The organism is Streptomyces sp. NPDC021562, from assembly GCF_040640875.1.
Taxonomy (GTDB): Bacteria; Actinomycetota; Actinomycetes; order Streptomycetales; family Streptomycetaceae; genus Streptomyces.
Window position 1 is genome coordinate 109,224 of the sequence record NZ_JBFACN010000018.1, and the last position, 20,321, is coordinate 129,544.

16 protein-coding genes are annotated in these 20,321 nt (G+C 69.2%); 6 read left to right on the forward strand and 10 right to left on the reverse strand.

What is annotated here, in order from left to right; translation table 11 throughout:
- Nucleotides 1-4 precede the first annotated feature (4 nt).
- Both AB0G52_RS26975 and AB0G52_RS26980 read right to left on the reverse strand, forming a co-directional pair.
- Complete coding sequence (locus AB0G52_RS26975) at nt 5-1,567, reverse strand: sugar ABC transporter ATP-binding protein (RefSeq protein ID WP_361339414.1); 1,563 nt, start codon at nt 1,565-1,567, stop codon at nt 5-7.
- 46 nt (nt 1,568-1,613) lie between these two features.
- Entirely contained in the window at nt 1,614-2,678 is a 1,065-nt protein-coding gene (locus tag AB0G52_RS26980) for a sugar ABC transporter substrate-binding protein (protein ID WP_361339417.1), read from the reverse strand.
- A 529-nt stretch (nt 2,679-3,207) separates the two neighbouring features.
- On the opposite strand from AB0G52_RS26980, the gene AB0G52_RS26985 reads away from it, so the two are divergent.
- The gene (locus AB0G52_RS26985; protein ID WP_361339420.1) at nt 3,208-5,031 is read left to right on the forward strand and encodes an alpha-L-fucosidase; all 1,824 of its coding nucleotides are present in this window, start codon (nt 3,208-3,210) and stop codon (nt 5,029-5,031) included.
- Nucleotides 5,032-5,169: 138 nt separating this feature from the next.
- Nucleotides 5,170-7,113, forward strand: a complete 1,944-nt coding sequence (locus AB0G52_RS26990; protein WP_361339423.1) for an RICIN domain-containing protein — start codon at nt 5,170-5,172, stop codon at nt 7,111-7,113.
- 58 nt (nt 7,114-7,171) lie between these two features.
- On the opposite strand, the gene AB0G52_RS26995 is transcribed toward AB0G52_RS26990, so the two are convergent.
- From AB0G52_RS26995 to AB0G52_RS27025, 7 genes are read right to left on the reverse strand one after another with little or no spacing between them, the layout of a single operon-like run.
- The gene (locus AB0G52_RS26995; RefSeq protein ID WP_361339426.1) at nt 7,172-7,957 is read right to left on the reverse strand and encodes an SDR family oxidoreductase; all 786 of its coding nucleotides are present in this window, start codon (nt 7,955-7,957) and stop codon (nt 7,172-7,174) included.
- 19 nt (nt 7,958-7,976) lie between these two features.
- Nucleotides 7,977-8,825: a fumarylacetoacetate hydrolase family protein gene (locus AB0G52_RS27000; RefSeq protein WP_132887183.1), complete on the reverse strand. Its 849-nt coding sequence runs from the start codon at nt 8,823-8,825 to the stop codon at nt 7,977-7,979.
- Complete coding sequence (locus tag AB0G52_RS27005; protein ID WP_132887182.1) at nt 8,822-9,694, reverse strand: fumarylacetoacetate hydrolase family protein; 873 nt, start codon at nt 9,692-9,694, stop codon at nt 8,822-8,824. Before AB0G52_RS27005 ends, AB0G52_RS27000 begins: the two co-directional genes overlap by 4 nt.
- Nucleotides 9,691-10,317 (reverse strand): carboxymuconolactone decarboxylase family protein, encoded by a 627-nt coding sequence (locus AB0G52_RS27010; protein WP_132887181.1) that lies wholly within the window; start codon nt 10,315-10,317, stop codon nt 9,691-9,693. Before AB0G52_RS27010 ends, AB0G52_RS27005 begins: the two co-directional genes overlap by 4 nt.
- Nucleotides 10,318-10,376: 59 nt before the next feature.
- On the reverse strand, nt 10,377-11,165 hold the full coding sequence (locus AB0G52_RS27015; RefSeq protein WP_361339431.1) for an SDR family oxidoreductase: 789 nt from the start codon (nt 11,163-11,165) through the stop codon (nt 10,377-10,379).
- Nucleotides 11,165-11,821, reverse strand: coding sequence for an MBL fold metallo-hydrolase (locus tag AB0G52_RS27020; RefSeq protein WP_361339434.1), 657 nt, complete (start codon nt 11,819-11,821; stop codon nt 11,165-11,167). The genes AB0G52_RS27015 and AB0G52_RS27020 overlap by 1 nt, the downstream gene beginning before the upstream one ends.
- Nucleotides 11,822-11,829: 8 nt before the next feature.
- Nucleotides 11,830-13,365: a carotenoid oxygenase family protein gene (locus AB0G52_RS27025; protein ID WP_361339437.1), complete on the reverse strand. Its 1,536-nt coding sequence runs from the start codon at nt 13,363-13,365 to the stop codon at nt 11,830-11,832.
- A gap of 195 nt (nt 13,366-13,560) precedes the next feature.
- Here AB0G52_RS27025 and AB0G52_RS27030 point away from each other — a divergent pair, with 195 nt between their 5' ends.
- The 3 genes from AB0G52_RS27030 to AB0G52_RS27040 all read left to right on the forward strand — a co-directional run bounded on the left by AB0G52_RS27030 (nt 13,561) and on the right by AB0G52_RS27040 (nt 16,976).
- Nucleotides 13,561-14,514: a LysR family transcriptional regulator gene (locus tag AB0G52_RS27030; RefSeq protein WP_361339440.1), complete on the forward strand. Its 954-nt coding sequence runs from the start codon at nt 13,561-13,563 to the stop codon at nt 14,512-14,514.
- A gap of 376 nt (nt 14,515-14,890) precedes the next feature.
- Complete coding sequence (locus AB0G52_RS27035; protein ID WP_132887178.1) at nt 14,891-16,174, forward strand: MFS transporter; 1,284 nt, start codon at nt 14,891-14,893, stop codon at nt 16,172-16,174.
- 79 nt (nt 16,175-16,253) lie between these two features.
- Nucleotides 16,254-16,976, forward strand: a complete 723-nt coding sequence (locus AB0G52_RS27040; protein ID WP_132887177.1) for an EthD domain-containing protein — start codon at nt 16,254-16,256, stop codon at nt 16,974-16,976.
- A 59-nt stretch (nt 16,977-17,035) separates the two neighbouring features.
- On the opposite strand, the gene AB0G52_RS27045 is transcribed toward AB0G52_RS27040, so the two are convergent.
- Complete coding sequence (locus AB0G52_RS27045) at nt 17,036-18,517, reverse strand: aldehyde dehydrogenase family protein (protein ID WP_361339444.1); 1,482 nt, start codon at nt 18,515-18,517, stop codon at nt 17,036-17,038.
- Between the two features lie 607 nt (nt 18,518-19,124).
- Between AB0G52_RS27045 and AB0G52_RS27050 the strand changes: the two genes are divergently transcribed.
- A complete protein-coding gene (locus AB0G52_RS27050) occupies nt 19,125-20,306 on the forward strand; it encodes a cytochrome P450 (RefSeq protein ID WP_361339446.1) in 1,182 nt (393 codons plus the stop codon).
- The last annotated feature ends 15 nt before the right edge of the window (nt 20,307-20,321 follow it).

Here is a 20,321-nt window from a genome sequence, read left to right on the forward strand (position 1 = left end):
TGCCTCAGGCATTGAGGTCCACTCCTTCCATCGCGGCCACGAGGTCGTGGTCGTGCCAGCCGCGGGCTATCTCGGTCGTGACCCGGCCCTGGAACATCACCAGGACCCGGTCGCACATGCGCAGGTCGTCGAGCTCGTCGGAGGCGATGAGCACTCCGGTGCCGGACTCGGCGGTCTCCTCGACCTTGCCGAGGAGGAACTCCTTGGAGCGCACGTCCACACCGGCGGTCGGGTTGATCAGGACCAGCAGCCGGGGGTCGTCGGCCAGGGCACGCGCCATGACGACCTTCTGCTGGTTGCCGCCGGACAGCGCGGAGACGGGCAGCTCCGGCCCGGGGGTCTTGATGGCCAGTTTCTCGATCATGCCCTCGGCGAGCCGGTCGCGCCGGCCGCGGCTCAGGAACCCGTTGGGACCGAGCCGCTTCGGCACGGACAGGGTGGCGTTGTCCGCGATCGACATGCCGGGGACGAAGCCCTGGTGGTGCCGGTCCTGCGGCACGAACCCGGCTCCCGCGGCGAGCGCCGCGGGCACGCTGCCCGGCCGGGGCCGCCGCCCCGCGATCTCCACCTCACCACCGTTCGCGGCCCGCAGCCCTACGACGGTTTCGGCGACCTCGGTGCGTCCGCTGCCGGCCGCCCCCGCGAGGCCGACGATCTCCCCGGCACCCACCCGGAAGGTGACGTCCTCATAGGTGCCGCCGCTCAGGCCCGTCACGGCCAGCGCCGCCGTCGCCCGGGAGTCGGGAGCGCTCGCCCGCTCCGCACGGCGGTCACCCGCCGCCTCGCCGGTCATGGCGGCGACGAGTTCGGCGCGGGGCAGCTCGGCGACCGGCGCGGTCAGGATGTGCCGGGCGTCCCGGAACACCGTCACCATGTCGCAGATCTCGTAGACCTCCTGGAGGTGGTGACTGATGAACAGGAAGGTGACGCCCTGGCGTTGCAGGTCGCGGATGCGGTCGAAGAGCCGGTTGATGGCCGCCGCGTCGAGCTGTGCGGTGGGCTCGTCGAGGATGATGAACCGCGCCCCGAAGGACAGCGCCCGGGCGATCTCGACGAACTGCCGCTGCTCCACGCTGAGTTCGCCGGCCGGGGACTGCGGATCCACGTCCACCGACCAGGCCGACAGCAGCTCGCTCGCTCCGTGGCGGACGCCGGTCCAGCTGATCAGCCGGTTGCGGCCGTGGTGGTGCCGGTTCAGGAACAGGTTCTCGGCGACGGTCAGGGTGGGGATGATCGTCGACTTCTGGTAGACGCAGGCCACGCGCTGCCGCCAGGCGTCGCGGTCGCTGAGCCGGGGGGCGGGCTCGCCGCCGAAGGTCACCGTGCCCTCGTCGGGACTCTGAAGGCCGGTGAGGACCGACACCAGGGTCGACTTGCCGGCTCCGTTGCGGCCGACGAGGGCGTGGGTCTCGCCGGGCCTGATGGTGATCCGGGCGCCGTTCAGGGCCACGGTCTGGCCGAATCGTTTGACTATGCCCGCCGCCTCGACGACGGGCGGGGCTGCGGGGGCCCGCCCGTCGTCCGCCGGGGCGGGCGCGGGGGTGGCTGCTCGTTCCCCGTCGCTCATTTCAACCGCCTAGGTTCGCTAGCTGCTGGCTCGGCGTGCTGCGCTGTCAGCCGATGTTGTTGGCCCACAGGGACTTGTCGTCGGGCTTGATGCTGGGGACCCCGTCGTAGGTGCCGCCGTCGGCGGTGACCAGCGGGGCGGAGAGCTGGTCCTCCAGGAGGCCGGCGCGGACCTGGATGATGGTGCTGTCGTGGTCGGTCTTGCCGGGCTTGAACGTCTTGCCGTCGATCGCGGCCTTCAGGTAGTACAGCGCGTACTTGGCGTACAGGTCGGCGGGCTGGGAGACGGTGGCGTCGATCTTCCCGGCGGCGATGTCCTTCATCTCCTCGGGGATACCGTCGTTGGACACGACGAAGACGTGCTTCTTGTCCTGCGGGCCGACCAGCAGGCCCTTCTGCTTGAGGAGCTGGAGGGTGCCGGACAGGGCGAAGCTGGCCTCCATGTAGACGCCCTTGATGTCCGGGTTGGCGGTCAGGTCCGTCTGCAGCTTCTGCACGGCCGTGGCCCCGTCCCAGTTGGTGGCCTCGCCGAACACCTTGATGCCGGGGTAGTTCTTCTTCATGCAGTCGCTGAACGCCTCAGTGCGGTCACGACCGTTGATGGAGTCCAGACCGCCCTCCAGCATCACGACCTTGCCCTTGCCGCCCAGCTTGGCACCGAGGTACCGGCACGCCTTGTCGCCGTAGGCCCGGTTGTCGGCCCGCACGACCATGAACACCTTGCCGCTGTCGGGCCGGGTGTCGACGGTGACGACCGGGATCTTCTTCGCCTCCAGCTGCGCCAGGGTCGGCGCGATCGCCGCGGTGTCCTGCGGCGCCATCGCGATGCCCTTCACGCCCTGACTGATGAACGTCTGCGCGTTGGCGGTCAGCTTGGCGACGTCGTTCTGCGAGTTCGTCGTCTTCAGGTCCAGCCCCAGCTGCTTGGCGAACTCGGGCGTGTACTTGATGTACGAGTTCCAGAAGTCGCTGTCGGACCGCGGGTAGTCGACGCCCACGAGCGGCTTGCCGCCCGACGACGCCGCGCTGCCGGAGCCGCCGCTGCACGCGCTGAGCAGCACCAGAGCCGAGAGGGTGGAGGCGGTGGCACGGAGGGCAGTCTTGAGTCTCATCGGTACTTCCTCGCGCTGGCCCCGAAGGGGGAGGGGACTGTTTCGTCGGCGTGACTACTGGGTGTCGGGCACCGGATAGATGGGATGTTTATAGGGGTCGGTTGATGGCGTTGTCTAGATGGCGGGGGCGAAATTCCAGACCAAACAGAGGGGGGTGATCCGATGACGCCGGCCAGGGGGACCTCGGCCAGATCGATCCATCCCATCTAAGTTGCGCATCTGTGATGCGTTGGCCCTTGCGCGCGCACTCTCCGGCCCCGCCGCGGTAGCGACAGCCGGACGGCTCACGCAATGCATCCCATGTCTTGGGTCACCCTGCCCGACTGGAGCATGGCCAGTGACCAGCAAGCCTGTGAAATGACGTCCGCAGCCTGGACAAGGAGTGCGGCCGTGACCGTTAATACATCCCATGTTCAGCGGAGTTGCTTGAGCTCCGACTGGCACGAGCCGCCCTGCTCCGCCGTCGGCGCTGTACTCCGACGAGCGGTTCTTGCACCCCTGTGTCCTTCAGCCCTCCAGGAGCCGCACCATGTCCTCCGCCCCCCTCAGCAGACGATCCCTGATCAAGGCCGCGGCGCTGGCCGGCGGTACGGTGGCGTTCGGTCTGCCACAGGCCCTGTGGCCCACCGCAGCCGGGGCCTACACGGTCTCCTCGAAGCTGGACTGGTGGTACCAGGCCCGGTTCGGGATGATCATCCACTTCGGGTCCTACTCCCACCTCGGTCAGGGCGAGTGGGCGTTCAGCACAGAGAACTGGACCAAGTCCGACTACCAGACCCACGTCACCCAGGGGTTCAACCCGGTCAGCTTCAACGCCGGCCAGATCGCCGATCTCGCCAAGAACGCCGGCATGAAGTACCTCGTGATCACCACCAAGCACCACGAGGGCTACGCGATGTGGGACTCCGACGTCGCGGGCTTCACCGACGTCACCGGCACCAAGCTGTACAACCTGCACGACTACAACGGCTTCCAGCGCGACCTGCTGGGCGAGATGAAGACCGCGTGCGACGCCCGGGGCATCAAGTTCGGGCTCTACTACTCGATCCTCGACTGGAACCACCCCTCGCAGACCTGTGACAGCGCCAGAGGCTTCTCCACCATGTCGTCGATGACCGCCCGCGCCGGCTACATCAACGACATGAAGGCCCAGTTGACGGAGCTGATGAACACCTACAACCCGGCCCTGCTGTGGTTCGACGGCGACTGGTGCCAGGACCTCGCCACGCCCACCCTCGCCGACTGGTGGAACAAGGCCGACGGCGTGGACCTGTACAACTGGCTGACCACGAACTGGCCGAACGTCGTCGTCAACGAACGCGTCAAGCGGGACGACGGCCTCGGTGACTTCGCGGTGGCGGAGTTCGGCATCCCCACCGAGCCCGTGGACCGGCCGTGGGAGTACGGCACCACCATGAACGGCGCCTGGGGCTACGACGCGAGCAAGGAATCCAGCTACCGTTCGCTCAGGACCATCATCCAGGAGCTGGTGCTCATCGTCTCCCGGGACGGTAACTACCTGCTCAACATCGGCCCCGACGGCGGCCACAACGCGGACGGCACCGCGAACGACGGCCATGTCACCGCCGGGGCGCAAAGCATCCTCAACGGCCTGGCCTCCTGGATGGCCACCTACTCCGACAGCATCTACGGCACCAGCGGCAGCCACGTCACCACCGAGCCGTCCTGGGGCAAGATCACCAAGAAGAACGGCAAGCTGTTCGCCCACGTCTTCACCTGGCCCACGAACGGCACCCTGGGGATTCCCGCGGTGTCCAACACGATCAACCGCGTCTACCTGATGAACAACCCCTCGGTCTCGCTCAGCTACTCGGTCAGCGGCGGCCAGATCAACGTCCAGGTGCCGGCCACCGCGCCCGACTCCAACGTCTCCGTGGTCTGCGTCGAGGTCACCGGCATGCCGGCCGTCCTCGCCAACGGCGTCTACACCTTCGCCTGCTCCCGCAGCGGCAAGGCCCTGGACAACGCCAACGTCAGCACCGACGGCGGCCAGATCATCCAGTGGACCCTGAACGGCGGCTCAGCGCAGCAGTGGACGGTCACCGACCTGGGCCACGGCTACTACAAGCTGGTCTCCGTCCGCAGCGGCAAGGCCCTCGACAACGACAACAGCACCTCCGACGGCACGGCGGTGGTGCAGCGGACCGACGACGGCAGCCGCCAGCAGCAGTGGGCCATCACCTCGCTCGGCAACGGCGGGTACCAGATCGTCAACCGCGTCAGCGGCAAGGCGCTGGACAACGGCAACACCACCACCGACAGCAGCCCGATCATCCAGTGGACCCGGAACGGCGGCTCGCCCCAGGCCTGGAACGCGACCAAGGCCGGCTGAGCATCCGTACGGAGCGCCCGGAACGGAACAGGCGCATCGCCGGGGCGGCCTCCGTCTCCCCGACGCGCCGACGGGCGGCGCCCGCAGCCGCCTCACCCCCCGACATCACAGAACCACCCGAAACCCGGGAGTACACCCATGCTGTCAGGAAGAGGATTGTCCCGCCGTACCCTGCTGAGCGCCGCCGGCGCCGCCGTGGCCGCGAGCGCACTGCCCGTGCTTCCCGGCTTCTCCCGCCTGCTCCCCCAGGCGGCCGCCGCGGACATGCAGACCAGTCTCAGCAACCTGGTGAACATGCGGTTCGGCATGTTCAACCACTTCAACATGGGCACGTTCACCAACGAGGAGTGGGCCACACCGAACCAGGACCCCACCCTCTTCGCGCCCACGGCGGTCAACTGCGACCAGTGGGCGGCGGCCGCGGCCGCGGCGCAGATGAAGTACGGGGTGCTGACCACCAAGCACCACGACGGCTTCTGCCTCTGGCCAAGCGCCTACAACAGCTACAACGTCGCCCACAGCTCCTACAAACAGGACATCGTCGCGCAGTACGTGACCGCCTTCCGGGCCCGGAACCTGAAGGTCGGCCTGTACTTCTCCATCTGGGACCGCACCTACAACGTGCAGGCCTACGACACCCGCCACAACGTGGCCGCCGACCAGGCCGTCCAGCCCGGCGACATCACCTACATCCTCGGACAGATCACCGAACTGCTCACCAACTACGGCACCATCGACATGTTCATCACGGACGGCTACGCCTGGCAGATGGGCCAGCAGGCCGTCCCCTACCAGCTCATCAGGGAACATGTGAAGTCCCTGCAGCCCGACATCGTGATGATCGACCACGGCGGGCTGTCGGTCCCCTTCCTCGGCGACGCCATCTACTTCGAGGAGCCTCTCGGCATCACCTCACCGACCGGCAACACCTACGCCTCGCTCCAGGGCCAGACGATCAGCAACGGTTGGTTCTGGCACCCGACGACGCCCACGGAGTCGTTGCTGAGCCAGCAGGCCATCCTCTCCCATCTGGGGGACCTGGAGCCCAAGTACACCTCGTTCATCCTCAACTGCCCGCCCAACCGCAACGGCGTGCTGGACAACAACATCGTCCAGCGGCTCACCGACGTCGGCAACGCCTGGGGCGGTCCCAACGCCAACCGGCCGCCGCTGCCCACGCAGATGCTCCGCGTCGAACACCCGGTGACCCCCGTGGCCGCCTACGCCACCGCGTACCACACCGGCGAAGGCCCCCTGAACGCCATCGACGGCCTCAGCGACAAGAACTTCGAGACCTGCTGGTCCACCTGGAGCCTGCCGCTGCCGCAGAGCATCACCGTCGACCTCGGCGGCGTATGGAGCAACATCTCCAGCCTGGAGTACCTGCCCAAGCAGTGGAACCGCAGCAACACCACCGACGGCGACATCACCGCCTGCACCATCTCCACCAGCACCGACGGTGTCACCTTCACCCAGGTCGCCGCCGCCTCCTGGGCCGGCGACCGCACCACCAAACTCGTCGAATGGCCGGCCCGCGACGCCGCTTTCGTCCGCATCCAGGTCACCGCCGCGACCGGCGGCTACGCCAACATCGGCAACCTGCGCGTCGGCGGCCGTACCGCAACGCCCACCCGGGTCTCCCCCCTCTTCCCCGGCGACGGCACCGTGTACCGTCTCGTCGCCCGCCACAGCGGCAAGGCCGCCGACGTCACCGGAGGCAAGACCGCCGACAACACCCCCGTCATCCAGTGGCCCTGGCAGAACCACTCCAACCAGAAGTGGACCATCGTCCCGGCCGACAACGGCTACTACAAGATCCGCAACGTCAACAGCGGTACCCTCATGGAAATCGGCGGACTCTCCCGCGCGAACGGCGGAACCGCCGACATCTGGAGCGACGCCGGCGCACCCCAGCAGCACTGGGCCGTCACCCCCACCGGCGACGGTTACCACATCCTCACCAACCGGCTCAGCGGCCTGTCCCTCAACGTCGACGGCGGCTCCACCGCCGACGGAGCCGCCGTCAACCAGTGGAACTACACCACCCTTCCCCAGCAGCAGTGGCAGATCATCCCCTCCTGACAAAGGGTCAAAAGAGATGTGCACCGGCGTGCACCCGGGCCGGTGCGCATCCTGCGGGTCAGGCGCCGATCATGTTGAAGCCGCCGTCGGCGTTGAGGTAGGCCCCGGTCATGTGGGCGGCGTCGTCGGTGGCGAGGAAGAGGGCGGTGCCCGCGAGTTCGGCGGGGCCCGGGATGCGGCCCATCGGGGTCTTGGCGATCATGTCCTCACGGCGGCCGGACTTCCAGTCCGCACGGCTGAGGAGCATCTCGGTCTCGATGAAACCGGGGGCGAAGGTGTTGACCCGCACGGCGGGGGCGAACGCCTGGGCGTAGGACTTGGTGATGCCGAGGATGCCGTACTTCGCGGCGGCGTACTGCGGAGCGCGGGCGCTGCCACGCACGATCACGGTGGAGCCGATGTTGACGATCGCGCCATGGCCCTGCTGCAGCATCCGGGAGCCGAACTCGTGGACGCACAGCATCGTTCCCTTGATGTCCACCGCGAGGACGTGGTCGACGGACTCCTCGGTGAGCTCCCGCCAGGACGTCTGGTCGCCCGCGACGTCGCCGACGTTGTTCACCAGCACGTCCAGGCCGCCGAAACGGCCGAACACCTCCTCGGCCATGCGGATGACGTCGGCGTGGACGGCGATGTCGGCCCGTACGGTGAACGCCTCGCCGCCGGCCTCCTTGATCCGGGCGGCCGTCCTGTCGGCGCCGGCCGCGGAGCTGCGGTAGTGGACGGCGACCCGGGCGCCCTCCTGGGCGGCACGTACGGCGATCTCGGCGCCGTAGCCGGTGCCGGCACCGGTGACCAGGACGGTACGGCCTTCGAAGCGGCGGGGAATGCTCTGCTCTGTCATGGGACGTCCCTTCGGACCTTCAGAGGTGTACGGCCGTGAAGCGCTGGCGGATCTCGCCGATGCCCTCGACGCGACTGACGAGTTCGTCGCCCTGGGTGAGGTACCGGGGTGGATCCATCCGGTTGCCCACCCCGGCCGGGGTGCCGGTGAAGACCAGGTCGCCGGGGAACAGCTGCACCACGGCCGACAGGCGGGCCACGAGCTCCGGCACCGGGAAGATCATCGACTTGGTGCGGTCGTGCTGGACGATCTCGCTGTTGAGCAACCCGGTGATCTCCAGATCGTCGGGATCCTCGAACTCGTCCGGGGTGACGAGGACCGGACCGGTCGGGCCGAAGCCGGGAAAGGACTTTCCGAAGCCGAACTGTGCCGGCCGCCCTCGGAGTTGGGTGACACGCTCGGACAGGTCCTGTCCGACGGTGAGCCCGGCGACCGTTTCCCAGGCACGGTGGACGGGCACGCGGTGGGCAGGCGCGCCGATCACCGCGACCAGCTCGGCCTCCCAGTCCACCTTGCCGGCAGGAAGCTCGACCGTGGTCCGCGGGCCCGTGATGCAGCTCGGGAACTTGGTGAACACCAACGGTTCTTCGGGCGGGGTGAATCCGGCCTCGGCGGCGTGCGGAGGATAGTTGAGGGCGAGGGCGAAGACCTGCCGGGGCCGGGGCACCGGAGCCTGGAGAGCCGCCGGGACCACCTCGATGTCGTACGCCTCGTCAGCCAGACCGGCGGCCCAGTCGCGGAAGGATCGCCACTGCTCCAGCAGGGCCATCGGGTCGGTCGACAGTCGCCCCTGCGAGGCCCAGCCGACATCCGCGGCCCGGTCACCGCGGACCACGACGGCCCGGCCGTCGATGACGCCGAGTCTCACCAGTCCACCCTCTCCGGTACAGCCGTGCCGTGCCCCTGCTCCCAGCTGACGACGGGGTTGCGCAGGACGCCGAGCCGTTCGACCTCCGCCTCGACGACGTCACCCGGCTTGAGGTACATGTCCGGGTTGCCGCTGAAGCCGGCGACGCCCTGCACGGTGCCGGTGGTGATCAGGTCGCCCGCGCTGTAGCCCTGCGGAGAGTGGTAGGCGACCAGGTGCGGGATGGAGACGGACATGCGGTCGGTGTTCGACTTCTGCCGGACCACGCCGTTGACGCGCAGCTCCATGTCGAGGTTCTGCGCGTCCGGAATCTCGTCGGCGGTGACGATGTACGGGCCTAGGGGGCAGAAGGTGTCGATGGCCTTGCAGAAGGAGAAGACGCCGGACTCCATCTCGCGGCGCTGGATGTCGCGGGCGGTGATGTCGTTGAACACGACGTACCCGGCGATGTGGTCGGGCGCGTCGTCCACGCCGAAGAACTTGCCGGGTCTGCCGATGACGACGGCGATCTCCAGCTCGTAGTCGAGTTCGCTCGTCAGGTGCTCGGGGTGGATCACCGGCTCGTCGGGGCCGACGATCGCATCCACGTTCTGGAAGAAGACGATGCCCTTGTGCATGGGGTGCGACCAGTCGACGTTCTTCGACTCGTCCTCGTGCTCGCGGAAGTTGCCGGAGGTGTGGAAGAACTTCTTCGGCACGATCGGCGCACGCAGCGTCACGTCGTCCAGGGCGAGGCGTTCCCCGCTCTCCGAGACCCTGCCGTCACGCTCGAAGTACTCGCGCGTCGAACCCACTTCCAGGGGGATGACGAGCCGTTCCGCCGGCTCCAGCCGGCCGACGCGACCGTCGTCGAAGGTGATCAGTTTCATGGTGTCCCGCTTTCGGTGTGTGGTGTGTCGCGGTGCTCCGCCTGATCTGCTTGATCCACCGGGCCTTCGCCCGCGAAGACCCGCAACTGAAGGGCCAGCAGCGCGTAGTAGCCCACCAGTGCAGTGAGTTCGAACAGGCCTCGCTCTCCCCATGCGGCCACCGTCCCGGCGTACTCGCCGTCGCTCAGCGCCCCGGTCCGGGTCAGCGCGGCGGTCGCGAGCAGCGCCGTCCGCTCGGCCGCGTCCGGCAGGTCCGGCAGTCCGCCGGCGCGCAGGGCGTCCAGCTCGGGTTCGGTGAGGCCGTGCGTCCGGCCGACGGCCTCGTGGGCCGCCCACTCGAAGGCACTCCCCCAGTGGGCGGCGACGACCAGGACGGCCATCTCGCGCACGCGGTCGGACAGGATGGACTCGTAGCGCACCGCCGCCCCGACCGCCTGGACGGCCAGCCCGACGGGCGGGCTGAGCAGCATGGCGTTGAACGGTCCGCGCAGCCGGCCCTCCTCGTCGACGAGGGCGAACGCCTGTGGTCCCGCGGCCCGGGGGCCTGCGGTGACGGCCCGGTAGACCTCGCTCTGCTGCTCGTCCAGCTCGCCGGGCAGCAGTCCGGCAAGGCGTGCGGTCATCCGCACTCCCTTCGAGACAGGTCCAGGGACGTCCGGCAAAGTCCCAGGGCGTCGGGGGCTCAGACGAGCGTGCGGCCGCCGTCCACGTAGAGCACCTGACCGGTGACGTACGAGGCGCGGGCGGAGGCGAGGAACAGCACGGCTCCGACCACGTCCTCCGGCTGTCCCAGGCGCCCGGCGGGGACCAGGCCGGTCAGCTCCTCACGCATGCCGGGCTTCGTCAGGTACGCGCGAGTCAGCTCGGTCTCCGTGTAGCCAGGGGCGACGGCGTTGACGGTGACGCCGTCGGCGGCCCATTCACGGGCCATGACCTTCACCAACTGGTCCAAGCCGCCCTTCGAGGCGGCGTAGGGGCCGTGGTGACGGTGGGCGAGCAGCGAGGAGACGGAGGAGAAGAACACCATGCTGCCGTGGCCCGCCTCGCGCATCAGCCGGCCTGCGGCGCGTCCGGTCCAGAACGCGGTCGACAGGTTCAGGGTGATGATCCGGTCCCACACCTCGTCCGGTGTGTCCACCACGGGACGGCGGTCGTTGGTACCCACGGCGTGCACCAGCACATCCAGGCCACCGAGCTCGCGGTCCGCCGTGGCGACCGCCCGCTCACACGCCTCGGACGACGTCAGGTCCGCGGTGAGGGTCCGTACGACGGCGGCCGCGCAGGTCGGATCGTCGCGCAGGGCCTTGAGGCGGCCCTCGTCCGCGTCGACGACCGTCAGCCGTGCTCCCGCTTCCGCCAGGCTCCGGACGCAGGCGGTGCCCAGTCCTCCGGCCCCGATGACGAGCGCGCCACGCCCCTCGAAGCCCAGCCACCCGACGGGCGGGCGCTGTGTCCCTGCCGACGCAGCCATCAGGTGAGCTCGATTCCGGACCCGGCCGCCACCCGCTGGTAGTCGGTCCCGACGTCCTTCAGGCACTCGTCCAGCATGGTGTCCGCCAGCGCGTTCCCGCTCTCGCTGAGACCGCCGTCGTGAATGGACAGAGCGCTGCGGGCTTTGGTCTCGCGGGCGTAGTCGATGACTTCGCCCGTCTTGGACCAGGGGCCGTGGACGGGCAGCAGGAGGGTGTCCACCGGGCGCGCGGGCACGGTGAACGAGTCGCCCGGGTGGAAGACGGTGGCTGCGTCGGTGTCTCCCACGAGGAAGCCGACGTTGGTGACTCGCGGCAGGTCCGGATGGACCACGGCATGCAGTTCTCCGTGCGCCTCGACGCCGACGCCCTCGATGTCGAAGGCGTCCCCGTCGCCGACCACGGTGACCCGGCCGCCGCCGAACCCGGCGAGCTGGTCCGCCACGGACCGGTTGGCCCAGATCCGCAGGGCGGGGTCGGCTTCGGCCGCCGCACGCAGCACGGGCTCGGCGAAGTGGTCCACGTGCTCGTGGGTCACGAGGACCGCGTGGGCACCGTCGAGCGCGTGCGGATCGGAGTAGCTGCCGGGGTCGATGACGATGACGACGCCGTCCTGCTCCAGCCGGACGCAGGCGTGGCCGCACCTGGTGAGTCGCATCGCCCTGCTCACCTTCCCAGTTCGCTGCCGGGCACCCAGGTGCCGTGGAAGCCGTACCGGAGCCGGAAGGGGATCTTCACGGTGGCGATCGGGCCGGCTGCGATGTCGAGGGCGTCGAGGACAACCAGGTCGTGCCGCATCTGGTCGCGCCGGCCGACCAGCGCCAGCAGATAGCCCTCGCCCTCGTCGGCGTCCGCCGACTTCGGTACGAACACCGGCTCCTCGGGGGCTCCGTGCTCGCCAGGGCTCCAGAAGGCGCTCTCACCGGTGAGGTCGTCGCGGTGGATCAGGGAGTTGAAGGGCGGCCCCATCGGGCCGATCTCGCCCTTCGGCAGGTCGGGGTGGAAACCGCCGACCCAGGCGTGCCTGTTCTTCTCCATCAGCACGCGGGGGTCGACCCGGGGCATGTCACCGGGCGAGGCAAGAAGCTGTTCGCTGCGGTAGGTGTCGGTGGCGTCGTCCCAGTGGGCGGCGCCCTGGGTGAGGTCGAACGTCCAGCGGTGCAGGAACGGCGGCAGTTCGGGCAGCAGGCCGACGGTCGTCTTCGGGAACTGGGAGAACCAGCCGGACTTGGTGGTGAAGTGGTCGCCGACGAGGGTGTCGCCGTGCGTCCAGGCGTTCAGGGAGTGGGTCTCCATGAGCTGCTCGCTGCGGAACCACTTGATGCCGCTCACCCCCTGGTCGCGCGGGATGATCGCGACGTAGGTCCCCTGGTTCGGGTCCCAGACGAAGTACTGTTCCTCGGTCTTCATCTGCTCCGCGTCGGCGACCATGGGCGAAATCGTGAAGACGAAGTGGTCCCGGGTGACCAGCCAGTCGTGCACCATCGACGAGTACGGGACCTCGAAGGTCTGGGAGCGGGTGACCTTGCCGTCGGCGGCGATCTCGTAGATGTGGATCTGCTTGTCCGGCAGACCGCCGGCGTTGTACGCGAAGGCGATAAGCTCGCCGGTGCGCGGGTCGTGCTTGGGATGCGCGGTGAAGGTACGGCCCGGGATCTGGCCGGAGAAGTCGTAGACGCCCTTGGTCTCCAACGTCGCCGGATCCAGCTCGTACGGGAGCGCCGCCTCCTTGAGCGCGAGCAGCTTGCCCGCGTGCCAGATGATCGAGGTGTTGGCGTTGCCGTCGTCGACGCCGGCCACCGACGGATCGTCGGTGCAGGGGTTGCGGTACGCGCCGAACAGGGCCTGGCGGGCCTGGCGTTCGAGCTGGAAGCGCTGAGTGCGGACATAGCGCGTCTTCAGGTCGGCGTGGCCGTTGTCGAACCGCACCATGTGGATCATGCCGTCGCCGTTGATGTACACGTCGTTCGGAAACCGCGGCGGGTACTGGGTGTCCGCGGCGGCGCGGTAGAAGGCTCCGGACAGCTCGGGCGGGATGCTGCCCTCGACCTCCAGGTCGTAGACGTCCGCCTCGATCCGCGACGGGGCGAAGAACCCCCGGAACTTCGGCGTGTCCGGGAACCGCATGGTCTCGGGAGGCGGCTGGGTGCCCACGGGCTGCTGCCCGGGTGTCCCGTCGGCCTGCGTCGTTGCAGTGGTCATGGCTCTCTCCCCTGTGGCAAGGTCGGATCAAGCGGAGAATGTGATTGATTCCGTTTGGCCGGAAGCGCTCTGTCGCGAGAAGGCGCGCAGTGGAATCTGATGAAACCGAGCCGATCAGCTGGTACTGGCCATCATGTACTCGGGACGTCTTCAGCGTCCAACACTGAAACACGCACGAAATGATCGGAGAATGCGATGGATCTGCGGCAGATGGAGTACGCGGTGGCCATCGCCGACGAGCTCAACTTCACCCGGGCCGCGGCGCGCTGCCGTATCGGGCAGTCCGGGCTCAGCCACCAGATCACCCAGCTCGAACGGGAGGTCGGCGCCCGGCTTTTCGAGCGGACGAGCCGCAGCGTCCGCGTGACCCAGGCCGGCCAGACCTTCGTCGCCTGCGCGCGACGGGTGCTCCAGGCGGTCCAGGAGATGCAGGCCGAGGTCGCCTCGCTCGACGGGCCTGTGCGAGGACGGTTGCGCATCGGTTCGCTGACGCTCACGGCCGGGAAGATCGACCATCTCGGCCTGCTGCGGGAATATCAGGAGGCGTGCCCCGCGGTCGAGGTGATGCTCTCCGACGCCGACGGTGTGGAAGCCGTCACGCAGCTCCTGACCGGTGAACTCGAAGTCGCCGTGATCGCCCTGCACGAACACCAGTTGCCCCCGGGCATCGCGTACCACCTGCTGCGTCTGACGCCCCTCGTGGCCGTCGTGGGCCGCAGGCACCGGCTGCGCGGAACCGGCGTCGTGGATCTGGGCGAACTGGCCGACGAGCGCTTCCTCGAATGCGGTCCCGACACCGGACTGCGCGTGCAGGTGGACGCCGCGTTCGACCGGGCGCGCGCCCGCCGCCGCAGTGTCTGCGCGTTGCGCAGCGCGGGAGACCTCGCCTCACTGGCATTGGAGGGCATCGGGGTGACCCTCGTACCCCGGCCGGTGGCCGACGCGATCATCCCGGGCGACCACGCCGACTGCGTCCTGCGCCTCGACGACCCGCAGGCGCTCCAGCCGCTGGCCCTCGCTCATCGCGACCCTGCTCCGGCCTCACCGGCCGCACAGGCGTTCCTGCGTCTCGCGCTCACCCGCCTGCCCGTGCCGGGAGCACCCGGGTTGGAGGAGGTGCCGGGTTCGGCCGTGTCCGGCGAACGGTGACGGGCTGCCGTCCGGGCCGTCGGACGGGCGCCGGCACCCCGTCGGACCAGAGCCCGGCCCTGTCGCCGGAGTACTGCCGGAAGGCGCGGTCCCGCACGTGCCCGGCATCCAGGAACCGGATGATTCCCATCAGCGATCTCGATCGGACGAGGGCTAGGCAGGCCCTGCCCGTTGCCCGATAGTCGTCTCAACCCGACGTCCGAGCCGCACCGTCAGCCGCTGCCCCAACCCGCCGGACGTCGCGGCGCGCCGGCCCGCCGCGACGTCCGGATGTCATGGGCGCCGCTGTCGCGAGCCTGCTCACGGGTACCGGGCGGCCCGGCCACCACGGCCGAACCATCCCGCCCCCTCCCGACACGCCACGTGGAGATCCCGCATGCCTGCACCCGTGCCCCCGCCCCCGCCTCCACCGTCCACGACGGACGCGTCCGTCCCCACCGAACAGGTCGTGTCCGGCCCCGGACACCGGCTTCGCCTCACGCTGCTCATGGCCGGCGCATGTCTGCCCATCCTGGGGGCCGTGCTCATCGCCCCCGTCCTGCCGCAGATGCACGACCACTTCGCCGCCGTCCGGGGCGTCGACGTGCTCGTCCCGATGGCCCTGACGATCCCCGCCCTGTCGCTGGCCCTGCTGGCCCCCTTCGCCGGCGTCCTCGTCGACCGGCTCGGCCGCAAAGGCCTCCTTGTCACCGCCACCGTGGTGTACGCCTTCCTCGGCACCGCGCCCCTGTGGCTGGACTCCCTCGGCGCCATCGTCGCCAGCCGTGCCCTCGTCGGCGTCGCCGAGGCAGCCATCATGACCTGCTGCACCACACTGCTCGGCGACTACTACTCCGGTCTGCAACGCGACCGCTACCTCGCGATGCAGACGATGTGCGCCGCCATCTCCGCGACGGCCTTCTTCGTGCTGGGCGGAGCGGCCGGATCGGCCGGCTGGCGCACGCCGTTCTGGGCCTACGCCGTGAGTCTGCTGCTCGCCCCCGCCATGGCCGCCTTCCTGCCCCGGCCCCGGTCCGGCGACCGCGCGATCCAGCCCTCCCCTGTCGCCTCAGAACCCGTGGCCGAGCGGCCCTTCCCCTGGCGTCCGCTGGTCGGCACATGCGCACTGACGGTCTTCGGCGCCGTCCTCTTCTACACCCTCCAGGTGGAGATGGCGTTCCTGCTGGACGACATGGGCGTGAGCAACTCCGGCGTGATCGGGCTGGCCACCGCCATCACCAGTGCCGCGATCGTGGCCGGCTCCGCCACATTCGCCAAGGCCGGCCGCAGCCCGCAGGCGTGGCTGCCCGGCGCCTTCGGCCTGTGCGCCCTCGGCTTCGCGGTGGTCTGGCTCGCTCCCGACCCCGTCGTGCTGACCATCGGTGCCGTCATCACCTGTCTCGGCGGCGGCATCATGCTGCCGAGCCTGCTCACCCTCGCCATGTCCAAGCTCGACTACGCCGACCGTGGCCGCGGTACCGGCCTGTGGACGGGATCCTTCTTCTTCGGCCAGTTTCTGTGCCCGCTCGTGGCCGTCGCCCTCACCTCCGCCGTCGGCACCCTGGCGAACGCGATGGGCGTACTCGCCGTCGCCGCAGCCGTCGGCACCGCCGCACTCGGCCTCGCCGCCCGGCGTCGGAGGGCGCCGGCCCCGGAGCCGGTGCGACAGATCGCCGGCTGACTCGTCCGTCCAGGTCGGCACCGCGGGGCGCCCCACGCCGGCGGTACCGACCTCCACTCCGTCCTAACAGAGAAGAACGATGCTGACCCTGATCGCCGCCGCCCGCCGCAAGCCGGGCATGACACACCGGGCGTTCCTGCACCATCTCCACCACGTGCACGGGCCCCTGTCCGCCGCGAATCCTCTCCGCATCCGGCGTTACGTCCAAAACCACGTGTTCGACGCGTCCTTCGGCACCGAGGAGGACCCGGCCCACCTCACCGAGTTCGGCCGGGACTCCGTCACCGAGTTGCGGTTCGACGACATGGAGGCACTGGCCGCCACGATGTCCGACCCGTACGTGCGTGAGGTCATCGCTCCCGACGGCGCCCGGTTCAGCGACCTGCCGAGTGCCCTGGCCCTGCTGACGCGCACCGAGGTGCTGATGCCGCCACCGGCGTCCGCCGGGGACGCGGCTCCCGTGAAGGTCCTCCACTTCGTCCACGCGGCGCAGGGACTCGGCCAGGACGACGTCGTCGGCCGGTGGCGGGCCGCCCATGAACAGGTACTGGCCGAAGCGGTGCGCGGATGTGTCCAGCACCGTCGGGTGCCGGAAGACGGGAGGGCGTTGCGCCATTTCGGCGCCGAGGACGAGCCCCCTTACGCGGGAGTCACCGCTCTGTACTACGACTCCGAGAACGAGGCTCTGACGCACTTCCCCGCGTACGAGCGTGCGCTGCGAGAGCGGTCCGACGAGACCGGCGGTTTCTACGACCCCTCCCGCTCGTTCGTCCTGTACGGCCGCGAGGTGACCATCTTCTGAACCGCTTCGTGCGGCCGGCCTCCGCCCCGTGACAGGGCGGAGGCCGGCCGCCGGAACTTTCAGAAGGGGTAGGAGGCGTGCTGGGTGGCCAGAGTGATCCAACGGGTGTTGCTGAAGGCCTCGATGCCCCAGCGGCCTCCGAAACGGCCGTAGCCGGAGGACTTGGCACCACCGAACGGCGCCTGGGGATCATCGGCGACGGACTGGTCGTTGATGTGGACGATGCCGGTCCGCAGCCTTCGGGCCACCCGGAGGCCGTGCGTGCCGTTCTCGGTGATGATCCCGGCGGTCAGCCCCTGGTCGGTGTCGTTGGCCATCGCGACGGCCTCGTCGTCGGTGGCGAAGGCGTCGACGACGCAGACCGGCCCGAACGTCTCCGTGCCGTACAGGTCGGCGTGGGCGGGGACCGCGGTCAGGACGGTCGCCGGGTGAACGGCGTCCTCGATCTCGCCGCCGACGAGTACGGTGGCGCCCTTGGCGACCGCGTCCTCGACCAGGGCGGCGATACGGCGAGCCGCGAAGAGTCCGCACCGCTGGGCGGGGTCCGTGTTGACCAGCGGGCCGATCACCGTGGCCGGGTCGGTGGGATCGCCGAACGGCAGTGCGGCGACCTTGGCCGTGAACTTGGTGGTGAACTCCTCGGCGAGCGACTCGTGTACGAGGATCCGGTCGGCGGACATGCAGATCTGTCCGGAGTTCATGAAAGCCGCGAAGGCGGCGGCGTTCACGGCGTAGTCGACGTCGGCGTCGTCCAGGACGATGACCGCGTTCTTGCCGCCCAGTTCCAGGAGCGCGGGCTTGAGACGGCGAGCGGCCTGCTCGCCGATGATCCGGCCTACCTGCGTCGAGCCGGTGAAGTTCACCGCGCGTACAGCCGGATCGCCGATGAGGGCTTCGGCGATGTGCGGAGCGTCGGCGGGGTCGTTCGTGATCACGTTGAGCACCCCGTCGGGCAGTCCGGCATCACGCAGCAGTTCCCCGAGGAGAAGTCCGGCGGACAGAGGAGCCACTTCGCTCGGTTTCAACACGACCGTGTTACCGGCGGCAAGAGCGGCGGCAACCGCCCGGGTCCCGAGTATGACGGGGGCGTTCCACGGGGAGAACGCGGCCACCACGCCCAAGGGTTCGCGCACCGCGAGGCTGAGGGCACCGTCGTGCTGGGTGGTGAGCACTTCGCCCCGCGGGGCGGTGATCAGAGCGGCTGCCTCGCGTAGCATCGCGGCGGCCAGTGTCACGTTGAACGAGGCCCACAACCGGGTCGCGCCCACCTCACCGGCCATCAGGTCCACGACGTGCTCGCGCCGCTGCTCCATCAGGTCGGCGGCGTTGACGAAGATCGTGCGACGGGCGAACGGGTCCAGCCTCGCCCAGTCCTCGAACGCGGCTTGGGCGGCGTCGACGGCGCTGCTGACGTCCTCGACGCCGGCCGCGGCCACCGTGGCGTACATCTGTCCGGTGGAGGGGTTGATGACGGACGTGGTGCGCCCGGATTGCGCACCCTTCTCTTTGCCGTCGATCAGCAGTTCACGGGTGATGGCCATGTGGGCGGCTCCTTTGTCAGGAAGGTCGCTGCGCGGGCACGATGCGGGGCCTGCCTGAGGAGCTCTCGGGCCGCGCCGACACCTGTGTCGTGGATGACGAGAGACTGCCGGGCCGGGGCCGCCGGAGCGGTCGATGCCCTCGCCCGTCATGGAGCAGCAGGACTCGATTCCATTCGGAACGAGGTGGATGCCGTTCTCTTCGGATCCCGCGGACCGACCGTCCGTTGTTGCTGTCCCTCGCTGATGATGCTGCTCAGCGGGCCGTGAAGTCCAACACTGATGCCGGCACACAGCCATCGAAGATGACGATTGATCAGCACCGGTGCGTCCCGAGGGGCGGATCGAATTCTTCGATCATTGCGTGCGCGATTCGGTGTTGGACCCCGGACCGTGCCGATGGGCATCATCGAGGGAACAGCGAGCGTCATGGGCACGTCGGCCGGTGTTTTCCTGCCGCCAGGCCAGCGGGAGCGGCCGGTGCGACGACGGGACGGTTGACCGCACGAACCCAGGATGACGCGGACTTCTCGACAGAGCACGGCACTCACAGCGGATGCGCACCGTGACAGCCGCGTCGGCTGACCCGGCGGCCTCGACCTTGGAGCCAATGATGTCCTCCACGACCCTGCCCTCAAGCGACGTCGACCTTTTCGCCACGGACACACTTCTCGATCCCTATCCGGTGTATTCGCGCCTGCGGGACGCGGGACCGGTGGTCCGGCTCAGCCGGTTCGACGCGTGGGCGTTGCCCCGCTACGAGCAGGTCAGCGCCGCGTTGCGTGACTACGAGACGTTCAGCTCCGCGTCCGGAGTGGGCTTCGCGGCCGGGATGAACGAGCTCATGGCCGGCGGCGTGCTGGCATCCGACCCGCCTCACCACACCACCCTGCGCGTCATCCTCTCCCGCATGCTGATGCCCCGGGCGCTGCGGGACCTCGGTCCCTCGGTCACGGCTGCGGCGGAAGAAATCGTCGACCGCTTGGCGGCCGGTGCGGAGTTCGACGCGGTGTCCGACCTCGCAGAGGCCTTCACTCCGCGGTTCGTCGCCGATCTCATCGGTCTTCCCGAGGAAGGCCGCGACCAGCTCCTCGAGTTCGGCGCTTCCACCTTTGAGGGTCTGGGTCCCGTGGGGGAGCGGACACCTGCCGCGATGCGACAGCAGCAGGCACTGCTGCACTACGTCACCACCACTGCCGCCAGGGACCGGCTTGCCGAAGGCGGTCTCGGCGCCCGCGTCTGGGAGGCGGTCGACGCCGGCGAGATCGACGAGGCCGCCGCGGTCACCCTCATGATGGCGTTCCTCGCCACGGGAATGGACACCACGATCCTCTCCTTGGCGGCCGCCGTCCGGCTGTTCGCCGAACACCCCGACCAGTGGGACGCGCTGCGGGCCGACCCGTCCCTGGTGCCCGCCGCCTACCTCGAGGTTCTGCGCATCGCGTCTCCGGTCACCGTATTCAGCAGGGTGACCACCAGTGATTGGGAGTGCGAAGACGTCACCATCCCCGCGGGCGACCGTGTCGCCGTCATGTACGCCTCCGCCAACCGCGACGAACGCAAGTGGGGCGACCCGGAGCGCTTCGACATCATGAGGAAGCCTGCCGATCACCTGACCTTCGGCGTAGGCATCCACGCCTGTGTCGGCCAGAACCTGGCCAAGCTGGAGGCGCACGCCCTCCTCACAGCGCTGCTGGCACGGGTGCGCCGGTTCGAGATCGGCAAGCCGGAGTTCATCGTCAACAACACCCTGCACGGGCTGAGCAGGCTTCCCTGCCGGATTGTCACCTGAGCGGGCCAGGGAGCG